General features: G+C 61.4%; 25 protein-coding genes. 9 read left to right on the top strand and 16 right to left on the bottom strand.

Going from position 1 to position 25,004, the window contains the following annotated elements:
- Window positions 1–102 precede the first annotated feature (102 nt).
- From F0184_RS01970 to F0184_RS01990, 5 genes are all read left to right on the top strand, one after another.
- On the top strand, window positions 103–396 hold the full coding sequence (locus F0184_RS01970; RefSeq protein ID WP_150493912.1) for an accessory factor UbiK family protein: 294 nt from the start codon (window positions 103–105) through the stop codon (window positions 394–396).
- A gap of 260 nt (window positions 397–656) precedes the next feature.
- Entirely contained in the window at window positions 657–1,157 is a 501-nt protein-coding gene (locus tag F0184_RS01975; RefSeq protein ID WP_150493914.1) for a type III secretion system chaperone family protein, read from the top strand.
- Window positions 1,154–1,972 carry a pyrroline-5-carboxylate reductase gene (gene proC, locus F0184_RS01980; RefSeq protein ID WP_150493916.1) on the top strand — a complete coding sequence of 273 codons (819 nt, stop codon included), beginning with the start codon at window positions 1,154–1,156 and terminating at the stop codon, window positions 1,970–1,972. The genes F0184_RS01975 and proC overlap by 4 nt, the downstream gene beginning before the upstream one ends.
- Window positions 1,973–2,059: 87 nt before the next feature.
- The gene (locus tag F0184_RS01985) at window positions 2,060–2,776 is read left to right on the top strand and encodes a TetR/AcrR family transcriptional regulator (protein ID WP_150493918.1); all 717 of its coding nucleotides are present in this window, start codon (window positions 2,060–2,062) and stop codon (window positions 2,774–2,776) included.
- A 74-nt stretch (window positions 2,777–2,850) separates the two neighbouring features.
- The gene (locus F0184_RS01990; protein ID WP_150493920.1) at window positions 2,851–3,192 is read left to right on the top strand and encodes a tRNA-binding protein; all 342 of its coding nucleotides are present in this window, start codon (window positions 2,851–2,853) and stop codon (window positions 3,190–3,192) included.
- Between the two features lie 53 nt (window positions 3,193–3,245).
- On the opposite strand, the gene F0184_RS01995 is transcribed toward F0184_RS01990, so the two are convergent.
- Genes F0184_RS01995 through F0184_RS02005 form a run of 3 tightly spaced genes read right to left on the bottom strand, consistent with a single transcriptional unit; the run spans window position 3,246 to window position 5,966 of the window.
- Window positions 3,246–4,637 carry an ATP-binding protein gene (locus F0184_RS01995; protein WP_150493922.1) on the bottom strand — a complete coding sequence of 464 codons (1,392 nt, stop codon included), beginning with the start codon at window positions 4,635–4,637 and terminating at the stop codon, window positions 3,246–3,248.
- Between the two features lie 40 nt (window positions 4,638–4,677).
- Window positions 4,678–5,376, bottom strand: coding sequence for a response regulator (locus F0184_RS02000; RefSeq protein ID WP_150493924.1), 699 nt, complete (start codon window positions 5,374–5,376; stop codon window positions 4,678–4,680).
- Complete coding sequence (locus tag F0184_RS02005) at window positions 5,373–5,966, bottom strand: MarR family winged helix-turn-helix transcriptional regulator (protein WP_150493926.1); 594 nt, start codon at window positions 5,964–5,966, stop codon at window positions 5,373–5,375. The genes F0184_RS02000 and F0184_RS02005 overlap by 4 nt, the downstream gene beginning before the upstream one ends.
- A 246-nt stretch (window positions 5,967–6,212) precedes the next feature.
- Here F0184_RS02005 and F0184_RS02010 point away from each other — a divergent pair, with 246 nt between their 5' ends.
- Window positions 6,213–7,115 (top strand): branched-chain amino acid aminotransferase, encoded by a 903-nt coding sequence (locus F0184_RS02010; protein ID WP_150493928.1) that lies wholly within the window; start codon window positions 6,213–6,215, stop codon window positions 7,113–7,115.
- A gap of 64 nt (window positions 7,116–7,179) precedes the next feature.
- Here F0184_RS02010 and F0184_RS02015 read toward each other — a convergent pair whose 3' ends face one another.
- The 11 genes from F0184_RS02015 to F0184_RS02065 all read right to left on the bottom strand — a co-directional run bounded on the left by F0184_RS02015 (window position 7,180) and on the right by F0184_RS02065 (window position 17,752).
- Window positions 7,180–8,484 (bottom strand): multidrug effflux MFS transporter, encoded by a 1,305-nt coding sequence (locus F0184_RS02015; RefSeq protein ID WP_308809944.1) that lies wholly within the window; start codon window positions 8,482–8,484, stop codon window positions 7,180–7,182.
- A gap of 102 nt (window positions 8,485–8,586) precedes the next feature.
- Window positions 8,587–9,054, bottom strand: coding sequence for a molybdenum cofactor biosynthesis protein MoaE (locus F0184_RS02020; protein ID WP_150493930.1), 468 nt, complete (start codon window positions 9,052–9,054; stop codon window positions 8,587–8,589).
- A 2-nt stretch (window positions 9,055–9,056) separates the two neighbouring features.
- Window positions 9,057–9,308, bottom strand: coding sequence for a molybdopterin converting factor subunit 1 (moaD, locus tag F0184_RS02025; protein WP_150493932.1), 252 nt, complete (start codon window positions 9,306–9,308; stop codon window positions 9,057–9,059).
- Window positions 9,309–9,334: 26 nt separating this feature from the next.
- Entirely contained in the window at window positions 9,335–9,907 is a 573-nt protein-coding gene (pgsA, locus tag F0184_RS02030; RefSeq protein WP_150493934.1) for a CDP-diacylglycerol--glycerol-3-phosphate 3-phosphatidyltransferase, read from the bottom strand.
- 121 nt (window positions 9,908–10,028) lie between these two features.
- Complete coding sequence (locus F0184_RS02035; protein WP_150493936.1) at window positions 10,029–10,325, bottom strand: HlyU family transcriptional regulator; 297 nt, start codon at window positions 10,323–10,325, stop codon at window positions 10,029–10,031.
- Between the two features lie 59 nt (window positions 10,326–10,384).
- Window positions 10,385–11,011 (bottom strand): thymidine kinase, encoded by a 627-nt coding sequence (locus F0184_RS02040; protein ID WP_150493938.1) that lies wholly within the window; start codon window positions 11,009–11,011, stop codon window positions 10,385–10,387.
- A 103-nt stretch (window positions 11,012–11,114) separates the two neighbouring features.
- Window positions 11,115–12,164, bottom strand: coding sequence for an endonuclease/exonuclease/phosphatase family protein (locus tag F0184_RS02045; protein WP_150493940.1), 1,050 nt, complete (start codon window positions 12,162–12,164; stop codon window positions 11,115–11,117).
- A gap of 45 nt (window positions 12,165–12,209) precedes the next feature.
- A complete protein-coding gene (locus F0184_RS02050) occupies window positions 12,210–13,763 on the bottom strand; it encodes a tetratricopeptide repeat-containing sulfotransferase family protein (RefSeq protein ID WP_150493942.1) in 1,554 nt (517 codons plus the stop codon).
- A 44-nt stretch (window positions 13,764–13,807) separates the two neighbouring features.
- Window positions 13,808–15,793 (bottom strand): excinuclease ABC subunit UvrC, encoded by a 1,986-nt coding sequence (gene uvrC / locus F0184_RS02055; protein WP_150493945.1) that lies wholly within the window; start codon window positions 15,791–15,793, stop codon window positions 13,808–13,810.
- A gap of 100 nt (window positions 15,794–15,893) precedes the next feature.
- Window positions 15,894–16,661: an SDR family oxidoreductase gene (locus F0184_RS02060; RefSeq protein WP_150493947.1), complete on the bottom strand. Its 768-nt coding sequence runs from the start codon at window positions 16,659–16,661 to the stop codon at window positions 15,894–15,896.
- Between the two features lie 98 nt (window positions 16,662–16,759).
- Window positions 16,760–17,752, bottom strand: a complete 993-nt coding sequence (locus tag F0184_RS02065) for a calcium/sodium antiporter (protein ID WP_150493949.1) — start codon at window positions 17,750–17,752, stop codon at window positions 16,760–16,762.
- Window positions 17,753–18,074: 322 nt separating this feature from the next.
- Here F0184_RS02065 and F0184_RS02070 point away from each other — a divergent pair, with 322 nt between their 5' ends.
- From F0184_RS02070 to F0184_RS02080, 3 genes are all read left to right on the top strand, one after another.
- A complete protein-coding gene (locus F0184_RS02070) occupies window positions 18,075–18,749 on the top strand; it encodes an outer membrane protein (RefSeq protein WP_150493951.1) in 675 nt (224 codons plus the stop codon).
- A gap of 208 nt (window positions 18,750–18,957) precedes the next feature.
- Window positions 18,958–20,469 (top strand): efflux RND transporter periplasmic adaptor subunit, encoded by a 1,512-nt coding sequence (locus F0184_RS02075; protein WP_150493953.1) that lies wholly within the window; start codon window positions 18,958–18,960, stop codon window positions 20,467–20,469.
- Between the two features lie 47 nt (window positions 20,470–20,516).
- Window positions 20,517–23,708 (top strand): efflux RND transporter permease subunit, encoded by a 3,192-nt coding sequence (locus F0184_RS02080; RefSeq protein ID WP_208998274.1) that lies wholly within the window; start codon window positions 20,517–20,519, stop codon window positions 23,706–23,708.
- Between the two features lie 4 nt (window positions 23,709–23,712).
- Here F0184_RS02080 and F0184_RS02085 read toward each other — a convergent pair whose 3' ends face one another.
- Window positions 23,713–24,360, bottom strand: a complete 648-nt coding sequence (locus F0184_RS02085; RefSeq protein WP_150493955.1) for a glutathione S-transferase family protein — start codon at window positions 24,358–24,360, stop codon at window positions 23,713–23,715.
- A gap of 106 nt (window positions 24,361–24,466) precedes the next feature.
- Window positions 24,467–25,000, bottom strand: a complete 534-nt coding sequence (locus F0184_RS02090; protein WP_208998275.1) for a hypothetical protein — start codon at window positions 24,998–25,000, stop codon at window positions 24,467–24,469.
- Window positions 25,001–25,004 lie beyond the last annotated feature (4 nt).

Raw genomic sequence — 25,004 nt, forward strand, 5'->3', positions numbered from 1 at the left:
ATGCTGCCGGTTTGAACGGCATGTGAACTTCACCTTGAAGTTCAGGCAATTCCCCCATACGTGTGTGGCAGCTATTCCGCGCGCGGCGCAAAGGAGAGATCCATGACCCAAGGCCCCAACCGTTTCCTGGATGATTTCGCCAAGCTGATGACCGATGCTGCCGGTGTTGCCCAAGGTGCGCGGCGGGAAGTGGAAACCGCCTTCCGGGCGCAGGCGGAGCGGTTCCTGGCCGACATGGACGTCGTGGCCCGCGAGGATCACGAGGTGGTCAAGGAAATGGCCGTGCGCGCGCTTGACCGCGTCGAAGAACTCGAACAGCGGGTTGAAGCTCTTGAGCGGGCGCTTTCCGCAGAGCCCAAGACGGCGGCGAAAAAGAGTGCCAAAGACGCGGGCTGAGCCGCCGCGGCGAACGGGATGCGGAGGGGGCTTCGCCCGTCCGCGCCGGGGTCGTCCACAAGTTTCAGCCAGCCTTTCCGGTCCATTTGTATCGTTTCCTCAAGATATTCCCCTATATTAGGGACTACAGGGATTCGTCTGAGCATTCTGGACACGCGAAAATAAGCGGCTGTTTGCTCCTTCGTCTTGGGACATGCCCGGCGGTCGGTTCGGACATTCGCACCGAACCTTGCGCCTCCGGCTCGGAAGGGGAGAAGGCAATGAGCCTTATCGAAATCGACTTCGAGCGACCTGACAATCCCGTCGACACCATCGAAACCGTTGCCGCCTTGAACGACTGGTCGTTCGAGCGCTCGGGTGACGATGAGATCACGATATCCATCAAGGGCTCCTGGTGCGACTATCACGTTTCCTTTTCCTGGATGGAAGACGTGGAAGCCTTGCACCTTGCCTGCGCCTTCGATCTAAAGGTGTTGGACACCCGAAAGACGGAAGTCGTCCGGCTTTTGGCCCTGGTCAATGAGCAACTGTGGATGGGGCATTTTGACCTTTGGAGCCAGGAAGGCGTCGTCATGTTCCGGCAGTCTCTGCTGTTGGCGGGCGGGGCCGAGGCCTCCTCGGCGCAGATCGAGGGCATGCTGACCAACGCCCTGGAAAACTGCGAGCGCTACTATCAGGCGTTTCAGTTTGTGGTATGGGCCGGCAAGAGCGCGGTCGAGGCCGTGGATATTTCCCTGTTCGAGACCATGGGAGAGGCATGATTTTTTCAAAAGAGCGGCCCTTTCTTCTGGTCGGGGCCGGCAGGATGGGCGGCGCGATGCTGTCCGGCTGGATGGCAGAGGGGGTGGATCCCTCTGCCATTGTCGTTTCCGATCCTTCTCCGCCCGAGGAGGTCCGTGCGGTGATTACAGGCCATGGTATCCGGTTGGCGCCGGAACCCCCTGCGGGGCTGGAGCCTGCCGTGGTGATGGTGGCGGTGAAACCGCAATTGATGAACAAGGTGCTGCCGATGCTGGCCCCTGTCGTCAAGCCGGACACGCTGGTTGTGTCGGTGGCTGCCGGAACGCCGGTCACAACCTTCGAGGCTGCCTTCGGTCCGGTGCCGGTCGCCCGGGCCATGCCGAACACGCCGTCGATGGTCGGCCGCGGCATCACCGGTGTTTACCCGAATGCGGCGGTTACCGCGGACCAAAAGGACACTGTCGGATCGCTCTTGTCCGCGGTTGGCGAAGTCGTTTGGCTTGAAACGGAAGACGAGATCGATCTGGTGACCGGGGTGAGCGGGTCCGGTCCGGCCTATGTTTTCTGGATGGCTGAGTGTCTGGCGGCTGCCGGGGAAACGGCCGGTCTGTCGCCCGAAACGGCCAAACGCCTCGCGATCGCAACGGTTTGCGGCGCGGGCGAACTGATGCACCGGTCCAAGGAGGATCCGTCGGTATTGCGCCAGAACGTGACATCACCAAACGGCACCACGGCGGCGGCCTTGGAGGTGCTCATGGCCGAGGACGGATTGAAGCCCCTTTTGGAAACTGCCGTTGCCGCCGCAGTCCGGCGCGCCAAGGAATTGCGAGGGTAGGCGGCGGGGGCTGACGCATAATCATCCCGCCTGCCTTTCCGCTGTGCCCGGAAGACCCTATGTTGCGGTCGAGACAGGAGATCCGGCATGGCGACAGCGAAAACACGGCAAAAAATCCTCGACTGCTTCTTCGATCTGCTCACGCAGCACCCTTACGAAGACGTCCGTCCGGCGCAGTTGGCGGACGCAGCCGGGGTCAGGCTTTCCGTGCTGCGCGATTGCTTTCCTTCCAAGGTCGCCCTGGTGGCGGCGTTCGCCGAGCGGGTCGATATGGCTGTGTTGGATGAACAATCCGGCGATATGGATGACCAGCCGGCCCGGGATCGTCTGTTCGACGTCCTGATGACCCGGATTGATCATCTGGCGCCACACAAGGAGGCCATCCGGACACTTTACCGGAGCGCGCGCAAGGACCCGCTGCTGGCGCTCGAATTCAACAGGATCGCGGTCCGGTCGCAGCACTGGATGCTGGAAGCCGCCAGGATAGAAATGCGCGGTGCGAAGACCCAGATCGCGGCGCAAGGGCTGGCTGTTGCCTTCGCAAGGGTTGTTGAAACCTGGCTCGACGAACCGGATGCCGGGATGCCGCGAACCATGGCGCAACTGGACAAGGAACTGGACCGGGGCGAGGAATGGATGAGACGCGTCGACCAATTGGCCGGGATCGCGAATGGGGTTGCACGGTTTGCCAGCCTTTTTCGCGGCGGGCGGCGCAATCGTGGAAGCGCGGAGCGTGATGACTGGGGCAATCCGATGGAAGACAGCGACCCCGGCCCGGACGCCGCATCCTCACCGGCCCGGTGACCCGGAGTGTTTGTTTTCTGATGCGGCCCGCGCCATGGTTCGATTTGGATCAACAGCGCGTTGCGGAGGAGCATGTGAGCGAGACGATTTCCTTTGATGAATTCCTGAAAGTCGATGTCCGGGTTGGCCGGGTCACCGAAGCGGAGGTATTTGCCGAAGCCCGAAAGCCCGCCTACAAGATGCGGATTGATTTCGGACCCGAGATTGGCACCAGAAAGACGTCGGCTCAAATCACCGAACACTACCGGCCCGAAGACCTGGTCGGACGGCTTGTGCTGGCGGTCGTCAACTTTCCGCCCCGCCAGATTGGTCCCTTCATGTCGGAAGTTCTGACGCTTGGTGTCCCGGACGAAACGGGAAACGTCGTCCTGCTCGCTCCGGACAAGGACGTCCCGGTCGGCGGGCGGCTCTATTAGAGTTTGGGTCTTTGAGATCAACGGGCGTTTCAAACGAAACGCTCAAAGATGCGCTAGGCCGGAATGCGGATGCGGGCCCTCAGGCCGCCAAGCGGGCTATCCTCCAGGAACAGTTCCCCACCATGGGAGCGGGCGATGTCCCGGGCAATTGACAGCCCGAGACCGCTTCCCGGCCAATCCTGGTTGCGCGCCTCGTCAAGGCGCTGGAACGCTCTGAGCGCCACGTCGCGTTCCGCCTCGGGAATGCCGGGGCCGTCGTCATCGACACTGATGGTCAACCAGCCGAGTTCGAACCGGCCTGTCAGTTCGACCGTCTGGCCGAATTTCTGACTGTTGGTGATGAGGTTCAGCAGGCACCGCTTCATCGACAGGCGCCGCACCCGGACCACCGGATCGCCGGTATACGCGGTGGTCAAGGCGTGGCCAGAGATTTCCGCTTCTTCCTCCAGCTCCTCGAACAGATGGGTGATGTCCGTGGCCTTGACCTCCTCGTCGGCGTCTCCGCGTGCAAAGGCAAGGTAGTCTTCCAGCATGTGGCTCATTTCGTCCACGTCCTTGCGCAAAGCTTCGCCTTCCGGCGCATCGCCAAGGAAGGCGATTTGAAGCCTGAAACGGGTGAGGATCGTCCGCAAGTCATGGCTGACACCGGCCAGCATGGCGGTCCTCTGTTCGATCTGCCGTTCGATCCGCCGGCGCATCTCGACAAAGGCATGCGAGGCCTGACGCACCTCGCGGGCGCCGCTTGGCCGGAAGTCTTCCACCGGCCGGCCCTTGCCGAAGGCTTCCGCGGCGTTGGCGAGGCGGATGATCGGCCGGATCTGATTGCGCAAAAACACCATGGCGATGGCGATCAGAACCAGTGAGGTGGAGAACATCCAGACGAGAAAGATATGCGAATTCGAAGCGAAGGTCTGACTTCGGCGGGTGAAGACGCGCAGCACGCCGTCGTTCAGTTGGATCCGGATCTCGACGTAGCGGGAGCGGCCCACCGTGTCGATCCAGAAAGGTTTGCCGATCTGTTGGCTGATCGCCCGGCTCAGCCCCTGATCAATGACATCGAAATAGGGTTTGGGCGCGGGCGGCGGCAAGGGTTCGGGGGGCATGACGGTCATGGACATGCCAAGCGCGTCCCGTCCCAAATCCTCGATCTTCTGATAATCCGCGTCTTGTTCGAAATTCTCCAGCACATACACAACGGCCGCGATTTCGCGCACCACCGCTTCGGACATCCGCCGGGAAACGAGTTCGTAGTGTCGTTCCATGAAGACCACCACGAGCACCGACTGAAGAACCAGGATCGGTACCACGATAATCAACAGGGAGCGCGTGTAGAGCCCTTTCGGCATGACCCGGTAGAGGAAACGGGATGCCTTCCGGTAGACCAGATAAAGGGGCCGCAAAAGGCTCAATGGCGGGATGTGAAAGATCCTGTGAAGGTTCGCCATGTCCTGTCCGGTCGGTTGCGCCAGTGGTCAAAAATAAGGGTCAGTCGCACGCCAGCCGGTAGCCGATCCCGCGCACCGTCTGGAGATGGATGGGATTTGCGGGATCGTCTTCGATCTTCCGCCGGAGACGGTTGATCTGGACATCCACGGTCCGTTCACCCAAGCCCGTCTGGTCGCCGACGATCTTGTGGCGGGGCACGGTCGCCCCTGGCTGTTCGGCGAAGATCGACAGGATCTGCTTCTCCCGGTCAGTCAGCCTGATCGGAGTCTCGCCATTCCGCAGTTCGCCCTTTGCGGGATTGAAGCTGAACGGCCCGAACCGGATATCGACCGGGCCCTCGGGCAGCTTTGGCCCACCGCGACGCAAAATGGCGGACACGCGAAGAAGCAGTTCCCGCGGTTCGAAGGGTTTGGGCAGATAGTCATCCACGCCGGCTTCCAGACCCGCTATCCTGTCGGCGGTCTCTGAGCGGGCCGTCAGCATCAATATGGGCACCGTGGACGCGGACCTGAGCCAACCGGCAAACTCGATGCCTGTTTCACCGGGCATCATCACGTCGAGAACGATCAGATCGAATGTCAGGCCGCTCATGCAGGCCCTGGCCTCGGCCGCATTGCCCGCTGTGGAGACCCGGTAGCCGTTTTCGGCCAGTAAACGTTGCAGGAGTTGGCGGATCCGCAGATCGTCATCGACGATCAGAATGTGGTCGGCATTGTCATCGGGCAAGGGAGCGCTCATGGGCGGCTATCCTTTGGTTTCGTGCCGCCGTCCGGGGGCGCTTGGGTGTCCCGTCCGGCGTCGATAAGAGCCGCAACGTCGCCGCGGCCATCTGGATTGATCATCTGAAACAGAAATTGCCGAACGATTTCAGCACCGTCATCTGGTAGCGCCATTATGGCACGGTCAAGGCGTTCGGCCTGCAGGCGGGCAAGCCGCATTGCCAGTTCTTGCCCCTTGTCGGTCGCCCGGAGATGGCGCTGCCTGCGGTCGCTGGCTCCCGGTATCTGCCGGATATAACCTTCATCCACGAGTTGCTTGAGCACCCGGCCCAGGCTTTGCTTTGTGATCTTCAAGATGCCGAGCAGATCCGTGACGACCAGATCCGGATTTCGGTTCACGAAATGCAGAACCCGGTGGTGCGCACGACCGAACCCGAATTCAGACAAAACGTCGTCGGGGTCGGCGGTAAAATCGCGGTAGGCGAAAAACAGAAGCTCGATCAGATCGAAAGGCACGGTATCGTTGGGCGCGGCACGGTTGTCGCCCTGCGGTTCCCGGCCACCGCGCGGCGGCTTTGAAGTGTCGGTCTTGAAATTTATGTCAGCCATATTGACTTATTTCGGATCGATTGTTACTAATAGGGCGCCTTGAACGAAATGATTGATCGAATTGAGTGGCGGTAGGGCGTTTGCCTTACCTGCGAATCCGATTGGATCCTTCGTCCGGCATACGATAGCGGGACTTTGGCACCGTGCAAAACACGGTTTTCATGCGAGCATGAAGCGCCTGAGCCGTGTCGAGCCCACAAAACCCAACGACAATCGTCATCGGATAGACGAGCGGGAGTAAGAAACATGGCAGGTTTGCCCTTTGATCAACGTGACGGTGAGATCTGGTACGACGGCGCGTTCGTGCCATGGGCCGAGGCGAAACTGCATGTATTGAGCCATGGTTTGCACTATGCGAGCAGTGTTTTCGAGGGCGAGCGAGCGTATAATGCCCGTATCTTCAAATCCGAAGAGCATACGGCTCGCCTGCATGAGTCTGCCCGCGTCCTCGGTTTCGAAATCCCCTGGACCGAGGCACAGATCAACGCGGCCAAGGAAGACGTGCTCGAGCGGATGAAACTGAGCGATGCCTACGTTCGGCCGATCGCGTGGCGCGGCAGCGAAATGATGGGCGTCTCCGCCCAGCACAACACCATCCATCTTGCGATCGCGGCATGGGAATGGCCAAGCTATTTCGCGCCAGAAGAGCGCTTGAAGGGCATCCGTCTCGATATGGCGGCCTATTGCCGTCCCGACCCGCGAACAGCGCCGTTCAAATCCAAGGCCGCGGGCCTTTACATGATTTGCACGTTGTCCAAGCATGAGGCGGAGCGCAAGGGGTATGCTGATGCGTTGATGCTCGATTGGCGCGGGCAGGTTGCCGAAGCCACCGGCGCCAATGTGTTTTTCGTCAAGGACGGGAAGATCCACACGCCGACGCCGGATTGCTTCTTGGACGGCATCACGCGCCGGACCGTGATCGGGCTTGCGCGTGATCGCGGGATCGAGGTGATTGAACGGGTGATCATGCCGGACGAACTCGAAGGGTTCGAGCAGTGCTTTTTGACCGGAACGGCAGCGGAAGTGACGCCCGTGTCCGAAATCGGGCCGCATCGGTTTCAGGTCGGCGAGATTTGCAAGACCCTGATGCTGGACTATGACGCACTGGTACGGCAGGAGCCCGCGGGTCTGAAGGCTGCGGTCGCATAGTCCGACCGCCCGGTTTCGAAGCGTTTCGATATCCCGGCCCTTAGGGCCGGGATTTTCTTTGGCCTTACACGGCAGTCCGGTCGGCTGCCTCAAAGAGCCGTCCCTTCTCGGCAAACAAAATGCAGAGCAGTGCGGCGAAACCATAGGCCGCAAAGGCCATGCCAAGGGGCACAAGAGTTCCGTCGAACTGCTGGCCCATGATGTAACCGAGGATCGCCCCGCCGAGCGTGCTGACAAAGCCGATGACAGACGAGGCGGTGCCGGCGATGTGGCCCAGCGGTTCCATGGCCATCGCATTGAAGTTTGCCCCGATGAAGCCGAAGCAGGCCATCAGCACCGCCATCAGTCCCGTGAAAAGCCAGAAGTCCCGAAATCCGAGGCTCGCGAGCAAGACGAAAAGTGTCCCCGTGCCGAAGAACAGCAGCGTTGCGCCATGGGAGAGCCGCCGCATGCCGATCGCTTCCACAAGCCGGGAGTTCCAGTAGGACGCCACGGACATGGCAATCGCGATGGACGCAAAGACAAGGGGAAACCAGGGGCCAAGACCGAAAATGTCCACAAAGACTTGCTGGGACATGGTGATGAAGGCGAACAGTCCGCCGAAGATGAAGGTCAGGGCGAGCATGTAGCCAAGGCTTGCCCGGGTCGCACAGGTCAGCCAGTAGCCGCGCAAAATGACCGGATATTGAAATCGTTGCCGGCGCGCGCGGGGCAGGGTTTCCGGCAGACGGACCAGAGACCAGAAAAACAGCGTGAGCCCGGCTGCGAGCAAGGTGGCGAAAATCCAGTGCCAGTCGGCGATCAGAAGAATGCCTTGTCCTATTGCCGGGGCGACAATCGGAACGGCCATGAAGATCATCATCACCAGGGACATGACTTTGCCCATCTTGCGCCCCGAATAACAGTCGCGAACGATGGAAACCGCCACGACACGGGTCGCGGCGCATCCCACCCCCTGAATGAAACGGGCCAGAAGCAGCTGGTTCAACGTGTCGGAAAAAAGGCAGCCGATGCTGGCAAGCGCATAAATGAACAAGCCGCCCAGAAGAACGGTCCGGCGTCCAAGGGAATCCGAAATCGGACCGAAAAGCAGCTGGGCTCCGCCAAAGCCAAGCAGATAGGCCACCAGAACTTCCTGGCGATCGTTTTCATGAACGATGTTCAGCGCCGCCCCGATATCCGGCAGCGCCGGAAGCATGATGTCCATGGCCAGCGCATTCAGCGCCATGAGCCCGGCGATCAGAATGACGAATTCGGCAAAGGGCATTCCCTTGTGCGCGCTTGCCGCTATGGAAGCCTTGGGGGCCGGCGGCTCCACTTGGGACATCACGTCAGTTCTGTCTGGGTTGATGTCCGTGTTCGTGCGCAAGCCGTCATATCCTTTTGCAGGCAAAAAATGCTTTCAACAATTAAAGGTTGTTCATTACTAAAATCTTTCCGGCTTGTCCGAAGCTTGTTGTCCGGCAGCCGATCAAATGGCGGACCAGCGCCCGGCTGCCGTGTCGTCCTCGTCCCGTGCGGCAACCCAACCGCTGCTCTCGCCGGAAACCAGGTGCTCCTTCTTCCAAAAGGGAGCTTTTGTTTTGAGAAAGTCCATCAGGAAACTTGCGGCCTCGAAGGCTGCCTGCCGGTGCGCCGAGGCCGCAATCACCAGAACGATGTTTCCGCCCGGTGGGATTTTGCCGTATCTGTGAATCACCGTGAGCCCTGTCAGCGGCCAGCGCTCGATGGCGGCGTCCGCGATGCGCCGGATCTCCGCTTCGGCCATGCCGGGATAATGTTCCAGCTCCAGCGCAGCCAGGCGCCCGCCCTCATCCCGGCACAATCCGGTGAACGTCACAATGGCGCCGATATCGGTACGCCCCACGCGAAGGCTTGCGGTTTCTGCTCCCACGTCGAAGTCTTTGGCCTCAACGCGCACAGACGGGCGGACCGTCATGATCACCCCCCTGTCATTGGCGGGAAGAATGCGATTTCCCGCGCTCCGGCCAAGGGCCTGTCCGCGTCCGCATGTTCCTGATCGACCGCGACCCGGACGGCTTCCTGATCCGCGAAGGCGGCCGCATGATTGTCGTCCAGACCTTTCAAATGGTTGATCAGGTCACCGACCGTCTGAATGCCGGCAGGCAGATCCAGTTCTTCCTGCTCCAAGCCCACCCGTTCGCGAACCCAGGCAAAATATCTTATCTGCACAGTTCGTTTCCCCTGTTGCTGGCCGCTCACTCGTCAATCAGGTGACCGATCCCGGCGCGGAAATAGTCGTATCCCGTATATAGCGTGAGGATCGCGGCAACCCAAAGCGCGGTCAATCCGATCAATGTGGTTCCCGGCAAAATCACTTCCCCGGCCGGGCCCGCAAGCAGCACCGCGACGGCAACGAGTTGAACGGTGGTTTTCCATTTGGCCAGTTGCGTCACTGGCACACTGACCCGGAGTTCGGCAAGGAACTCCCGAAGGCCCGACACCAGTATTTCCCGGCACAGGATGATGATGGCGGCCACCATAGACCACCCGCCAATGGTCCCATCTGCTGCCAGCATCAAAAGGCAGACGGCAACCAGCAACTTGTCGGCGATCGGGTCCAGCATCCGGCCAAGCGCCGACTGCTGTTGCCAAGCCCGGGCCAGATAGCCGTCCAGAAAATCGGTGATGGCTGCGACAATAAAGATGCCCAGAGCGATCCACCGGGCCGTGTTGCCTTCGAAATAAAAACAGAACGCAACCGCTGGGACCGCTGCAATACGCCCATAGGTCAGGATGTTCGGCAAGTTCCAGGCAACGTTTCGTTTCATGATCTGATCAGGGAGGTGCGGATCTGGACTGGAGGCGGACACAACCACGCTCTCAGGAAGCTGTCAACGCAAGCGGCGTCCTACTTGTTGCTCATTCATTGGGGTCTCATGGCCACTTGTCTCAATCGAAAACGCGGTTTCCCTGCTGATCGATCATCATTTTTGCCTTGCGGACCATATGATTCACGGCCTCCTCTTCGGTTGGCAGCGTATCCGCGCGAATAAACAGATGGGATTTCCGTTCTCCGTCGATGTCTTTTTCAATCCGGCCCCGCAATTGCCACTGGCCGGAGACTTGCTGGGGCTCCGGAATAATGTCGAAGCTCTCGTAGCTGACAGCCGGATGGCTCGACGTTTTCGCCGGTTTTTCGGCTTTGTTTTCACCGCCAAAGAGGCCTTTCAACAGATTGCCGATCATTCTTGTGTTTCCTTCATTGCTGTTCCGCGCACCGGCGGGCCGGTTCCCGTGCCCCGTGGCTACACCGCCGGTCCCGGTTCGCTGCGATGTGCTTGCGCACCGGACGAGGTTGCCAGCTGCCGGCGGGTCCAATGCCGTCTGCACAAGGATACATAGGTTTCCTCGCCGCCGATCACCACTTGTTCGCCTTCCTCGACGATCTGCCCGTTCAGGTCCAAACGGGCCACCATCGTCGCTTTTCGTCCGCACCAGCAGATCGTCTTGATCTCCTTCAAGGCATCCGCGAGTGCCAGAAGCGCGGCGCTCCCGGGAAACAGCTTGCCCTGAAAGTCGGTCCGCAATCCGAAACACATGACCGGAATGCCGAAATCATCGGCGACCTTCGCCAATTGCCATACCTGATTTTCGGTTAGGAATTGCGCTTCATCGACGAAGACCGCGTGAACCGGTGCGCGCTGCATCGCATGCGCGACATGGCTGTGAAGATCCGTGGCGTCCGTGAAGATGTCGGCTTCGGCGCTCAGGCCGATCCGGGAGGCGATGCGTCCGCGTCCTGCCCGATCGTCAATGGCGGCAATCAGAAGCAGCGTGTTCATGCCGCGTTCCACATAGTTGTAGGACGCCTGCAGGAGAACGGTCGATTTGCCGGCATTCATGGAGGAGTAGTTAAAGTAGAGCTTGGCCATATTCGTTTTCAAATGGGGGAATCGACTGGTGGGGATATTGTCGGATATCGCTGCCCGCGCCTCAACCGCGCGGCCACCGAACAAGAGGGGAAAACCACGCCGGTCACCTTGTCCGAGGGAGGGTGAGGTCGGCGATCAGGGGGCGGTGATCCGTCCCGACATCCGGTCCAACTGACACATTGGACAAATCCACACCGGGCGAAACGGCGATGTGATCGACCGGCGCACCGAGAATCCAGCGCAGCCGATAGTCAAAGAAAAACCGTGTCGCGATCGGGAAACCGGATGGAAAGCGAGTGTTCAGGCCCGTCTGTGAGAGGGTCTGGCCGAAATGATACGACCATGGCGAAGTGTTCCAGTCGCCCATCACGACAAGCGGCGCCTCGCTGTCCCGCCGCTTTTGACTGATTACACGGCGCAGGGTTTCAAGATAGGCTTGCCGGTCCATCCAGCGTGTGCGGTCGCGCGGGCTTGCGGCATGAACCGCAAGCACCTGAAGGGGGCCCTGGTCGGTGTCCAGCGTGACCGCGAGGATCCCCCGCCGGGCTCCGGGATTGTCCGGGGGCGTGCCGGGGACCGAGATGAACTCCCGATGCCGTATGGGATAACGGGAAAACAGCACAATCCCACCCAGATCGCCGACAGCCAGATGACCGGGATAGGGCGCCGTGCCCGCGAATGCCTGACCGGGGCCGGAGCGTGCCAACCGCCACTCCTGCAGCCCCCAAGCGGTCTCCTGAAAGACCAGAATGTCGGCCTGCAGGTTCGACAGATAAGCGGTCAGGCGCGGGGCGTGGAGAAAAAGCCGCTCGAGATTGATCGAAACCATCCGAATGGCGGGCGCATCTGAGGTGGCCGCGTTCTGCACTAAGCCAAGCGGACGGATCATGGTTGCCGCCGCCAGAACGGCGAGGCCTGCGCACAGAAGAAGCAAGCCGGCTTTGAAGAAACGCGGCCACATGACGGGGAACCAGCACAATATGGTGCCGGCGATCAGCCCGGCCGCCGCGAACCCCAGCAGTTGCGGAACAAAGAACGACATGTTGTCGCTCAGCCAAACCCCGGCGAAAGCGAAGGCGGACAGGCCAAGCAGGCAAAACCCGAGACTTGCGGCGAGAATGCCCCAGCCGGCAAGCGAGATCAGCTGTTTCACCGGGGCTTTCCCATTGCGCAGAACTCCTCATGGCGGTCCGTGGGGTCAGTGCAGTACTTTCGCCGGACCTGCCGCGGTTTTCAGCCCGTCCGCGAAGGGCTGGAAGTGCTTCCGGCCCCATTCGGCCGCTTGGCCCGACGCCGGTTCCAGTTCCGCACGGTGGCGGGCCACGATGCTGACCGGGTCATCCATTTTGGGATCTGGTCCGCCTTCAATTCCCATGGCTGCCCAGATCCTGCGTGTTTCCCCATCCGGGTCCGCGATGAGATCCTCATAATTGACCGTCGTCATCTCGATCGGCAGGACTTCCTGCCAGAAGGCCATGAGGTCGCGATATGTGCGGACATGGTGGACCAGCGATTCCTCACTGGCATTGTAGTTGTGGTGAGCCGGCAGCACCGTGCGGTAGAGACCGGCACAGGTGTCCAAGGGGTCGCGCCGGATGTGGATGAAGGTCGCGCGCGGGAACAGCAGGGCCAGCAGCCAGAGATGCTCGTAGTCCGTGACCATGCGGTGCACAATATGCGCAGCTTTCTGGTCGATGCCGTCCAGGACCTTCTGGTAGCCGCGCCCGATCCGCTTGAATTCCTTTTCGGGAAGGCGCAGGGCCCCTTGGAAGTAAGTAGGGGTGATATGCGGGTCGACGCGAAGCTGGCGGCCGACGAGATCGAAGTAGGGCACTTCACCGCCCGCCGTCAGCTTTCTGTGGCGGGTCAGCAGGTCTTCGAGAAGCGCGGCGCCGCTCGATGGCAGGCCAAGGATGAACACCGGCCGCGCGTTCTGCGTCGCAACCGAAAAACGCTCCATGAAGTATTCGCGGGTGAATGTCTGCCGGTAGGCATCGATCTGCCAGCTGCGGCGCTTTTTCTCGTAGGGCGGGTAGGCGAGGGCGCGGTACTTTCCGTAATGGGCGAACGCGGCCTCCGGATCTTCCTCCCGTTCCGCCAGATGGCCGGCGGCCATGGACAACCGGAACCGGGTTTCGCCGGGCAAGGCGGCGCTTTCCATCGCTTTTTCAAGTGCGGCCCGTGCGCTGCCGGTGTCGGTGAAGAGACCCTGGCCCACTGCTTCCAGAAGCGTTTCCGGTTCATTCGGGCCGGTTTCCAAGGCCGCTTTCAGCCTCAGGTCCGCCGCCTCCTTTTCGCCAAGGGCCCGCTCGGCCTGGGACAGTCTGGTAAGAATCGCCGCATTGTCGGGCGCCTGTTTCAAGGCTTCCGTCAGGGCGGCGCGCGCCATCACGGGGCGCCCGTCCGCAAGATAGGCTTCGCCAAGGGCTTGCTGGGCGCTGGCTGATGAAGGCGCCATACTGACCGCCCGGCGGGCGGTTTCGACCGCGTTTGCCGTATCGCCCACCTTGAGCAAGGTTTCCGAGAGCGCGGTGAACACGAAGGGCTGCTGTGTCGCGACGCGCGCCGCCATTTCCAGGAAACCGAGGGCCATGGCGAATTCGTTCGCAGCCATGGCGACAAGGCCGAGGGCATAGTTCACCCGCGCATTGGACGGGTCGGCCTCATGCAGCTTGAGAAGCAGCGGTTCGGCGGCCGCATAGTCGCGGTCTTCAATGAAGGTAATTGCTTGCTCGAGGGCGTCCGACGTCATGATCCCATCCGGATTGTCAAAAAATCGCGACTTCCTAACAGCTTCTAGCTCTCATGGAAATGATTGTAGACCAGACGCGCGACCGCTTCGGATATTCCGGGGACCGAAATGAGATCATCGAGGCCGGCCTTCGAGACCGCCTTGGCTGTGCCGAAGTGCCGGAGCAAGGCCCGTTTCCGGGTGGGGCCGACACCTGAAATCTCATCCAACGGGTTCTTTGTGATGTCTTTTTTCCGCCGGGCCCGGTGCGAGCCAATGGCGAAGCGGTGCGCCTCGTCCCGCAGGCGCTGCACGAAATAGAGCACCGGATCCCGTTCCGGCAGCATGAAGGAGTCGCGGCCGGGCATGAAGAACTTTTCACGGCCCGCGTCCCGGTCCGGGCCCTTGGCGATCCCGACCAGCGGAACGCCGGTGACCCCGAGTTGTTCCAGCGTTTCCCGCGCGGCCGTCAGTTGGCCCTGGCCGCCATCGATCAGGACCAGATCCGGCCAGGCGGGCATGTCGGACTGCGCCACGCCATCCTGGTCGTCCAAGGGGTCCGCACCGGGTTCGGGATCCGCCGCGCTGGCCTGGTCTGCGAGGGCATGCTCCTTGAGCAAGCGGGAAAACCGGCGGGTCAGCACCTCCCGCATCATCCCGTAATCGTCGCCCGGTGTGAGATCCTCGGACTTGATGTTGAACTTGCGGTAATGCGCCTTGGCGAGACCTTCCGGTCCGGAGACGATCATGCCGCCCACCGCATTGGTGCCCATGATATGGGAATTGTCATAGACCTCGATCCGCCGGGGCGCTGCAGGCAGCCCAAAGGCGTCTGCCACACCTTTCAGAAGCCTGGCCTGGCTTGAGGTTTCGGCAAGGCGGCGGCCGAGGGCTTCCCGGGCGTTGCGCTCGGCATATTCGACCAGCTCGCGCTTTTCGCCGCGTTTGGGCACGGCGATCTCGACCTTGCGCCCGGCCCTTCCGGAAAAGGCTTGGGCCAGAAGGTCCAATTCCTCAATGGAATGGGACAGCAATATCTGCCGGGGCGGCGGCTTGTCGTCATAGAACTGCGTCAGAAAGCTTTGCAGGATTTCGCCTTCCTCCAGCGTCTTGTCAGCCTTGGGAAAATAGGCGCGGTTGCCCCAGTTTTGCCCGGTCCGGAAGAAAAACACCTGCACGCAGCTTTGGCCGCCGTCCTGATGGATTGCGAACACATCCGCCTCTTCGACGGTTTGCGGGTTGATCCCCTGGTGCGCCTGGATGTGCGACAGGGCCGAAAGACGGTCTCGGTAGATCGCGGCGCGTTCGAACTCCATCTCCGCGGACGCCGCTTCCATCTGCGCGGCCAGTTCCTTCTTGATCAGTTGGCTGCGTCCGGACAGGAAAGACTTCGCCTCCGCGACGAGCCCGGCATAGTCCTGCGCATCGACCTCGTTGGTGCAAGGGCCGGCGCAGCGCTTGATTTGATAAAGGAGGCAGGGGCGGGACCTGTTCTCGAAATAGCTGTCGCTGCAATTGCGGATCAGGAACGCCTTTTGAAGCGCGTTGATGGTGCGGTCCACCGCTCCCGGGGAGGCGAAAGGCCCGAAATAGTCGCCCTTGCGTTTGCGCGCACCGCGATGTTTCACGATGGCCGGCGCGGCGTGATCGCCGGTGATCAGGATATAGGGAAACGACTTGTCGTCTCTCAAAAGCACGTTGAAGCGCGGGCGCAGGCGCTTGATGAGGTTTGCTTCCAGAAGCAGGGCCTCGGGCTCGGTCCGGGTAACCACAAACTCCATGGACGCCGTCGACAGGATCATGCGCATGATCCGGTTCGACTGGCCTTGCAGGCGGGTGTAGCTGGTCACCCGTTTCTTCAGGTTCCGCGCCTTGCCGACATAGAGCACGTCGCCCTTTTCATCGAACATGCGGTAGACGCCGGGGCTGTTCGGCAGGCGTTTCACCTGATCCGCAATAACGTCAACGCCGCTTGGAGCGGGCTGGTCAGATGTGCTGTCGCCGGACGGCTGTGCCGTTGGCGCGGGAGCGGAATCAGAATGTGCGGTCATGGACCCAATTTAGGAGGCGGCGCGGATGACGGAAAGTGGCGCGGCGAACTATCCCCCAATCGGTGCATGAAAGGCTGTCCGCCCCGGCGCCCGATGCGGCTTACTCGCCGACATCGGTCACATCCGGGGTGGCCCAGGCCAGATGCTGTCCGCCATCCAGCGCGATCATCTGTCCCGTGATGCTTGGCGTTTCCCACAAATACCGGACGGTCCGGCCGAAATCGTCGGGTTTTGGCCCGGCCTTCATCAGAACGCCGTCGGTTTGCCTGGCGAATTCGGCGTCCGTTTGCCGGGGATTTTTGAAGCTGGGCCCGGGGCCGATTCCATTCACCCGTATGTGCGGTGCCAGTGCTTGGGCCATGGTCTGCGTGGCGGTCCAAAGGGCCGCCTTCGACAAGGTGTAGGACAAAGCCTGGGGCGTCAGTTTCCAGACCCGCTGGTCGATGATGTTCACCACCAGACCCGGAGTGTCCTGCGGCAGAGCGGCGGCCAGGGCATCGGTAAGAAACACGGGCGCCCTTGCATGGATATGGTAGTGCGCATCGAACAAGGCGGCATCCAGCCGGCCGATGCTGTCATCTTCAAAGATCGAGGCATTGTTGATGATGACCTGCGGGATGCCGGTTTCGCCCACAATCCGGGTGAACAGTCCCGATAGGGCGTCCGTGTTGGTCAGATCCGCTTTCACAACCTTTGCGGAGCGGGCGCCAAGGCGGACCGCCTCGCTTGAAAGGTTCTCAGCCGCCCCGATGTTGTTGTGGGTATGCAGCGCCAGACCCCATCCGTGCGCGGCCAGATCGTGTGCCAGTGCCGTCCCGATCCGGCTCGTTGCGCCGGTGATCAGCGCAAGAGGTGTTGCCTGCCCCATAACGTCTTCCCGTTTGTCTTGATTGTTCCGTGTTGGCATCCGGCGCTTACGCCAATTCACGGGCAACGGATCTTCGGGAGCCGCGGTGTTTCCTGGTGTCAGGCCGCTGTCGTGCCGAACATGTAAACCGCATAGACATACGCGCAATAAGCCCCGACAAAGACGACGCCAGCGGTCCTGTTCAAGGTTACGCGGTACGCGGCCAGTCCCAGCAGCAGAACAGCGCAGCCCAGCATGACCCATATATCGAGCTTGAGGATCTCGGCGGGAACATCGATCGGCACAACAGCCGTCGTGATCCCGATGATCGCGAGCAGATTGAAGATATTCGATCCGATCACGTTGCCGATTGCAACAGCGCCGTGCTGGCGGGCGGCGGCCATAACGGTCGTCGCCAGTTCCGGCAGTGACGTCCCGACAGCGATGACTGTCAGGGCGATGACGGCATCGCTGACGCCCCAGTCACGGGCAACCGCAATTGCCCCTTCGATCGTGAAGTGCGCGCCCAGCGGGAGGCCAATCAGACCGATCACGATATAGACGATGGCGATCCAGATTGCGTCCGGCACGCCTTCGACGTCTTCAAGCAGTTCGGCGCCAGCATCCTTTTCTTCGCCGCTTTGGGCCTTTTGTTCCCTGCGGTGGTTCAAGGCGGTGCGGGCGGAATCCCCAAGAAACAGAGCCAGAAGGGAAAGCAGGATGGCGGCCGCGAGCCAGCCCAGTGGAGAGAAGAAGCACAGAACAATGAAAACGCCAGTCACCGCGACCATGAAGACGGAATTGCGTGTCGCTCCATCTTCTCCGCAAGGTGTCGCCGCGATCAGGGCCGGTATTCCGAGAACGAGCAGAACGTTTGCGATGTTCGATCCAACGACATTGCCAATTGCGATGCCGCCCGCGTTTTCCAGCGCCGCCTGCAGGGAAATCACCAGTTCCGGCGCTGATGTGCCGAAGGCGACGATGGTCAACCCGATGACCAGGCTCGGAATTCCCAACCTTTGCGCGACCGCGACCGACCCTCTGACAAGAATGTCTCCGGCAATGATCAGGACAACGAGACCGCCGGCAAGGCTCAGATAGGCAAACAACACGTATGGATTCCGGGGTGGGCCAATGGGGAGGGTCACAGTTATGTGACTTATGCCCTCACATGGGGTTGCGTGTCTTATACGCAAGAGTTGGCCTTTGGAAAAGCCGGCGATTTTGTGGCAAGTGTCGCAATTTCGCAAATTGCAAGGCTCTGAAACGCATCGTTTACAGTGTCAGATTTCGGTCAAAATCCATCACGAAATCACCCAATTGCGCCAACCAATCTGCCACAAATCAGGACCATATCAGGTTTGGGGAGCGTGGGGACGCCCGGCATTCGGACGTCTGCACGTGGGTTAGTCCTATCAACCTGGAGTATCTTTCATGAAGCGTCTCGTAAGTGCAGGCCTCGCTGTTGCCACGTTGACCGGTGCCGCTCTTCCTGCGTTTGCGGCCGATCTTCCTCAGGCGGTCCAACCTGCGCCAAGCTATGAACCCGCAGCGGTGCCCTCCGGCCGGTTCGATTGGACGGGGGCCTATGTCGGTGGAAATGTCGGTTGGATCTGGGGGCAATTCGATAACCGGTTTAACGGTGCCAGCTTCGACCGGAACACGAACGGCGTCACCGGCGGCTTCCATGCCGGCTACAACTACGCCATCACGCCCAACATCGTGACGGGCCTGGAAGCCGATTTTCAATGGTCGGACCTTTATACCCGCGGCACCGTCGGTGGTGTCAGCACGTCGCTCAATTCCGGCTGGAACTCGTCATTCCGCGGGCGCGTCGGCTATGCGTTTGACCGGTTCTTGGTATACGGAACCGGTGGTCTGGCGATTGCCAGCGTCCAGGCCAACGCGGGCGGGTTCACCGATAATGCCACCGCGCTGGGCTGGACGACCGGCGCCGGTCTCGAAGGAGCCATCACCGACAATGTCACGGCACGTGTCGAGTATCTTTATCAGGATTTCGGCCGGGAAAGCTTCACGCTTGGCGGCAACTCGGTGCGTTCCGATCTGGACAGTTCGACCGTCCGTTTCGGTGTGAGCTACAAATTCTAGAAATCCGGTCCAATCAAGGATCAATGACAACCCGGCCCGCGTGCCGGGTTGTTGATTTTCCAGGTTCCGATAACCTGTTGAACGGCCCGCCTGAAAAGACGGCCGGCCGGGCGAGGAAGATGGCAATCCGCGCGGTTGGCGCTATGTTCGGGATATCGGCGCCCGGCATCGCCGCATCGCGCGGATACGTTCGTCTGGAGGAATGCGAATGGGGTTTTTGACGCGCGGTCTTGTTGGGCTTGCCCTTATCGCGCTCATGGCGGTGTCGGTCGGATACGGTGTGTACCGCGTGGCCGAGGCCGTGACCACGAAGGAAGAGGCGCGCGGCGCTCCGGCCCGGGAGCGGAGCTATGCCGTTAATGTCGCTCCGCTCCAAGCTCAGACGGTCAGGCCGGTCACCACGGCCTATGGTGAAATCGAAACCTGGCGCGCATTGCAAATCAGGGCCAGTTCCGAAGGCCGGATCGTTGATATCGCGGGCAAGTTTCGCGATGGGGCGGCTGTGGAGCAGGGCGATCTGCTCTTGCGGATCGACCCGGCGGTCGCCGAATTCGCCGTACTGGATGCCGAAGCCGCCCTGGCCGATGCCGAATCCCAAAAAGCGGAAGCCGAAGAAGCCATAGTCGGCGCGGAGCAGGAACTCGTGGCGGCGCGGCGGCAGTTGGAATTGCGGCGCCAAGCGCTGAACCGCCAGACTCAACTTCTTGAGAAGGGCTACGCGACCATGGTCCAGGTCGAAAGCGAAGAGCTTTCGGTGGCGGCGCTCGAACAGGCCCTCAACAACCGTCTTCAATCTGTGATCACGGCCCGCAAGAGGATCGAGAGAATGGATCTGGGTGTCGAGCGGGCCCGGATCGCCCGCGACGAGGCGCGCCGGATCCTGGCGGAAACCACGATTGAAGCCCCCTTTGACGGGTATCTCGATCAAGTGGACGCAACCTTGGGCCGGCGGGCCACGCCAAGCGAAGCCTTGGCGTATCTCATCGATCCGGCCGCGCTTGAAGTCCGGTTCAACCTGTCGACCGATCAGTACGCCCGTTTGCTCGACCCCTCGGGGCAATTGGTGGAAGCCCCGGTATCGGTTTTTCTGGAACTTGGGCCGCGGACAATTGAAGTGGGTGGGCAGATCGACAGGGTCGCTGCCACCGTTATGGACGGCGGTGCGGGCCGGACCGTGTTCGCCAGTCTCGATGTGGATACGGGCACGGTGTTGCGCCCGGGCGATTTCGTCACGATACGGATCGAGGAACCGGCCCTCACCGGGGTCGCCGACATTCCCGCGACCGCGGTCACGGAAGATGGTAGCATCCTGGTCGTCAATGCCGATTCAAGGCTGGACGAAGACACTGTGACCATCTTGCGCCGGATGGGAAGCCGCTTGATCGTCTCGGATGCGCCGTTCGGGGCGGATATCGTTCTGGAACGGCTGCCGCATCTGGGACCCGGGCTCAAGGTCACGTCGAACCCGGTAAACGGGGAAGGAAGACTTCACGACGGCGGCGGCCTGCCTACAGCCCGGCCGGAAGCTGGTACCGATGGGGGCAAACAGGCTGGGATGGTCGCGCTTGGCCCGGACCGCCGGAAGGCCCTGCGCGATGCCCTTCAAGCCAGCCCGTTGGACGCAGCCGCAAAGACCGAAATTCTCGATCTTCTGGATGCCCCGATGATGTCCGTGGAAAGCCTTGCCCGCATCGAGGCGCAAATTGGTCAGCGGGGTTAGACAAACATGTGGTGTCGTGTCCTGATCCTCGCGGGCGGAAGCGTGTGATGATGCCGTCGCCCGGTGGTCAAAGGTTTTCGTCTCTGCTCGACTATATGGTCCGGCACCGGACGGCGGCCAATCTGTTGCTCGCTCTCATGCTCCTGGGCGGTATCGCGGCCGGGCTCAATATCCGCACCCAGTACTTTCCCGATTTCGTGCGGGAAGAGGTGGATGTCACGGTCACGTGGCCGGGGGCGGGACCGGAAGACATGGACAGGGCTATTGTCGAAATCCTGGGACCGCGCCTGCTCGCGGTCAATGGGGTTACGGAAGCCAGCTCGCGGGCCAGGGAGGGGCGGGCCGATCTCGAAATCGAGTTCGAGGACGGCTGGGACATGAGCCAGGCAACCGACGAGGTGAAGGCCGCGGTTGACCAGGTTCGAAGCAGTTTGCCCGAGGGCATAGACGAGCCCACTGTCCGCCGCTCGGTCTACAGGGACAGGGTCACCAATGTGGTGTTTTATGGTCCGGTCGCCGTGGATCAGCTTGCCCAGTTTGCGGAGGAGCTGCAAACGCGCCTGTTCCGGGCCGGCATCACGCAGGTGACGATCACCGGAACAGCCGATCCGCTCATGCGGATCGACGTTCCGGAGGTCATGCTCATCCGCCATGATCTGACCTTGCGCGATATCGCCGATGCCGTCCGGGGGGACATGGAATCCCTGCCCGCCGGCGACGTCGGCGCCAGCGGCACCCGTTTGCGCACGGGTATCAACCGCAGAAGCGAAAGGGATCTTGGAGATATCGTTGTCAAGGCTCAGGCCGACGGCGACAAGCTGCACATACGGGATATTGCCCGGATTGACACGGAGGGCGTTGAAAGCGGCCGCGCCTATTACCACAAGGGTCTTCCCGCGGTGCTCCTGCGCGTGGATCGGGACGCGGACGGCGATACGATCGGGATCCAAAGGCAAGTGGAGACCATCGTTGCCGGCCTGCAAGAGACCCTGCCGGAAGGTGTCGTCGTTCAGCTTACCCAGACGCGCTCGCAAAACATCATCGACCGGCTCGATATCCTGATCGAGAACGGGCTTTGGGGGCTGGTGCTGGTTCTGGCCTTCCTGTTCCTGTTTTTGTCGGCGCGCACCGCGTTTTGGGTCGCGGCGGGGATTCCGGTCGCCATGGCCGCCACAATCGGCATGATGTATCTCGGCGGACTGACCTTGAACATGGTCTCGCTGTTCGCCCTCATCATTTGCTTGGGGATCGTGGTTGACGATGCCATCGTGGTGGGGGAGCACGCAGATGCCCTGGCCCGCAAGGGGTATTCGCCGACCGATGCGGCCAGCCTTGCCGCCAGACGAATGACGGTCCCGGTCTTCAGCGCCTCGATCACCACCGTGATCGCATTCGCCGGACTGGTGTTGGTGGACGGATGGTTCGGACGGTTGATTTCCGATATTCCCTTCACGGTCGCGGCGGTTCTCGTCGCCAGTCTGATAGAGTCGTTTCTCATCTTGCCGGCTCACATGCGCCACGCGTTGCAGGCGGGCCAGAAGGAACGCTGGTACGACTGGCCCAACCGGCAATTCAATAAGGGCTTCCGCTGGTTTCGCGAGACAGTGTTTCGCCGCTTCATCGCGCTTGTCGTGCAGGGACGCTACCCCGCCCTGGGGCTGGCCGTCATGGCGCTGCTGGTGTCGCTGAGCCTGTTCCTCGATGGCACGGTCAAATGGCGGTTTTTCAACTCCCCCGAACGCGGGGTGATCGCGGCCAACATCGCCATGATGCCCGGAGCCACCCGCGCGGACACACGGGCGATGGTGGCGGAGATGGAGCGGGCGCTCGAGGTTGTGAACCAACGCTTTGCAGAAGAGCACGGGTTGGCCCCGGTCAAATTCGCTCTTGCAACGGTGGGGGATACGGCTGGCCGCGGTTTGCAGGTCGCTGACAGCAAGGATGTGGACCAGCTTGGCGGGTTGTCGATCGAGTTGATCGATCCTGATCTGCGGCCTTATTCAGCCTTCGAGTTTATAGGGGAATGGCGGAAGGAGATCCGGCGCCCGCCGATGCTTGAAACCTTGGCCCTGCGCGGCGAACGGTCCGGTGGCGGCGGGGATGCGATTGACGTGCGTCTTTACGGGGCCACAACGGAACAGCTCAAGGCGGCCGCCGAAACCCTGAAACAGGGCCTTTCCCAGCTTCCGGGCGTGAGTGCCCTGGAAGACACGATGGCCTTCGACAAGCCGGAACTCACGCTGGAACTGACCCCGAAGGGTGACGCGCTGGGCTTTACCACCCAGGATGTGGCCCAGGTATTGCGCGACCGTCTGGAGGGGATCGAGGTCGCTGAATTCCCGGTCGGACGTCGGACGGCAACGGTCAAGGTGGGGCTTCCCGAAGAGGCGTTGACCCCCGCTTTCGTGCGGGAGACCTTGATCCGGGGGCCATCGGGCGCCTATGTCGCGCTGGGCGAAATCGTCACAATCACGAGCAGTTTTGGATTCGCGTCGATCATCCGGGAAAACGGCTTGCGGACCTTGCGCGTCTCCGGGGACGTGGCCCAGGAAGATCCGGATGCGGCCAGCTTCGTGCGAACCGTTCTGGAAACCGAATTGCTGCCTCAATTGGCCGCGCAGTTCGACGTGCAAAGCGAACTGGCCGGGCTGGCCGAGCAGGAGGACACGTTTCTCACGGAAGCCTCTCTCGGGTTCATGTTGTGCCTTGCGGGTATCTATCTCACATTGTGCTGGGTGTTTGCATCCTGGACCCGTCCGCTGGTGATCATGGTGATCATCCCCTTCGGCATGATCGGCATGATCTGGGGCCACTATCTGCATGGCATTCCCCTCTCCATGTTCTCGATCGTCGGCTTCATCGGCATGGCGGGGATCATCATCAACGATTCCATCGTGCTCGTTACAACGATTGATGGCCATGCCGAGCGCCGGCCTTTTCACGAGGCGTTGATCGATGGTGTTTGCGACCGATTCCGGGCGGTGGTTCTAACCAGTGCAACGACCGTTTTCGGTCTGGCGCCACTGCTGTTCGAGACAAGCCGTCAGGCCCAGTTTCTTCTGCCGACGGTGGTCACGCTCGCCTATGGCCTTGGCGTCGGTCTGTTTATTGTCTTGCTCGTGACGCCGGCGCTCCTGGCCGTGCAGCAGGATTTCGGAAAATCGGTCGCCTCCGGGCGCCGGCTGGCCAGCCACGGTAGGCGCCGCCGCCGGCCTTTGGGCCGGGTTGCGGAGCGTTAACCCTTTAACGCAGGGGGACGGCAGTGTCCGGAACCGGCGCGGGCGCCAGCTTGGTTGCCGCAAAGGCTGGAATTGCGGCTTCGAAAGCATCGACCCAGGCCGCCAGCTGCGGGTGCATTTCCCGCCATTCACCGGCAAACCGAAGGTCCAGATAGCCGAGCGCACAGGCCAGCGCGATGGTGCCCGCATCCGCATCGGACGGCTTTGTGACATCCTTGGGAGCCTGTTTCTCCAGGCTTTCCAAGGCGCGTTCAATTTTTGAGGCTTGGTAATCCATCCAGTCGTCAAACCGGTACTGGGCCGGGCGGAAGCGCTTTTCGTACACCTGAAGGATGCCTGCATCCATGATCCCGTCGGCCAGGGCCTGAAGGCGCAGGACTGGAAAGCGTGTGTCTCCGGCAGGCAGGAGCCGGCCGCCGCCAGCCAGGTGGTCAAGGTATTCGACGATCACGCGGCTGTCGAAAAGGACCGTGCCATCGTCCAGCACCAGAGCCGGTATCTTGCCGAGGGGGTTTTGGTTCCGAAGGCTGTCCGCCGGATCGGCTGTATTGGCTTCTTCGATCGCAATCTGGCCTTTGAGGTCCAAAAGCTCCGCCGCGATCTTGACTTTCCGGCCGAAGGGCGAGGCGGGAGACGAACGCAGGACGGGCATGGAACACTCCTTCAAGAACCTGGAACATTGACGGTGGACGCTGCCGCGGGACGGCAGCAGGAGGCGGGCACTCGCGGTTTGCGGCGACTTGGCGGGGCGGTGCGGATCACCTTGGCCGGGTCGTGCTGCAGTAGCTGCCATAGACCCGCCACTTGTCCAGAGGGGCGAGGCAGGCTTCAACCGCCCAACTCAGGCCGACAAAGCCGCCATGCTCGGTCAGCTTGTAGTGGACGGAATGGGTCGACCCGTCCGAAAGGCTCGCCGTGCCACGGCAAAAGCGTCGGGCCAGGGGACTGATCTGGTTTTCCTGGAAGGCAACCTCCCGCACGCCGTCAATCGCCGTGATGGTCCGGCCTCCTGCGTAGTCGGTCCTTGCCCGCGCCAGGGTGCCTGCCACCGCGGCCTGCACCGAGGCGGACTCGCAGGATGGGGGCCTTGGCGCCTTGTTCCAGGAAAAATAGGCCCGGTTCTCGGTTGCGTATGCGGCGGGGATTGCGAGTGCAAACCCAAGCAGTCCGGTCGAAAGAAGGCGCGCCATGGTCACTAGATTGGTCTCCGGACGGAACGGTTGTTCCCAGACCTTGCGGGACGGGGTGGCGAAGGTCAAGTCCTTGCATGGGAGCCGGTTTTGCCATGCCACCGGA

It is taken from the genome of Roseibium aquae, assembly GCF_008711285.1.
Lineage (GTDB): Bacteria > Pseudomonadota > Alphaproteobacteria > Rhizobiales > Stappiaceae > Roseibium > Roseibium aquae.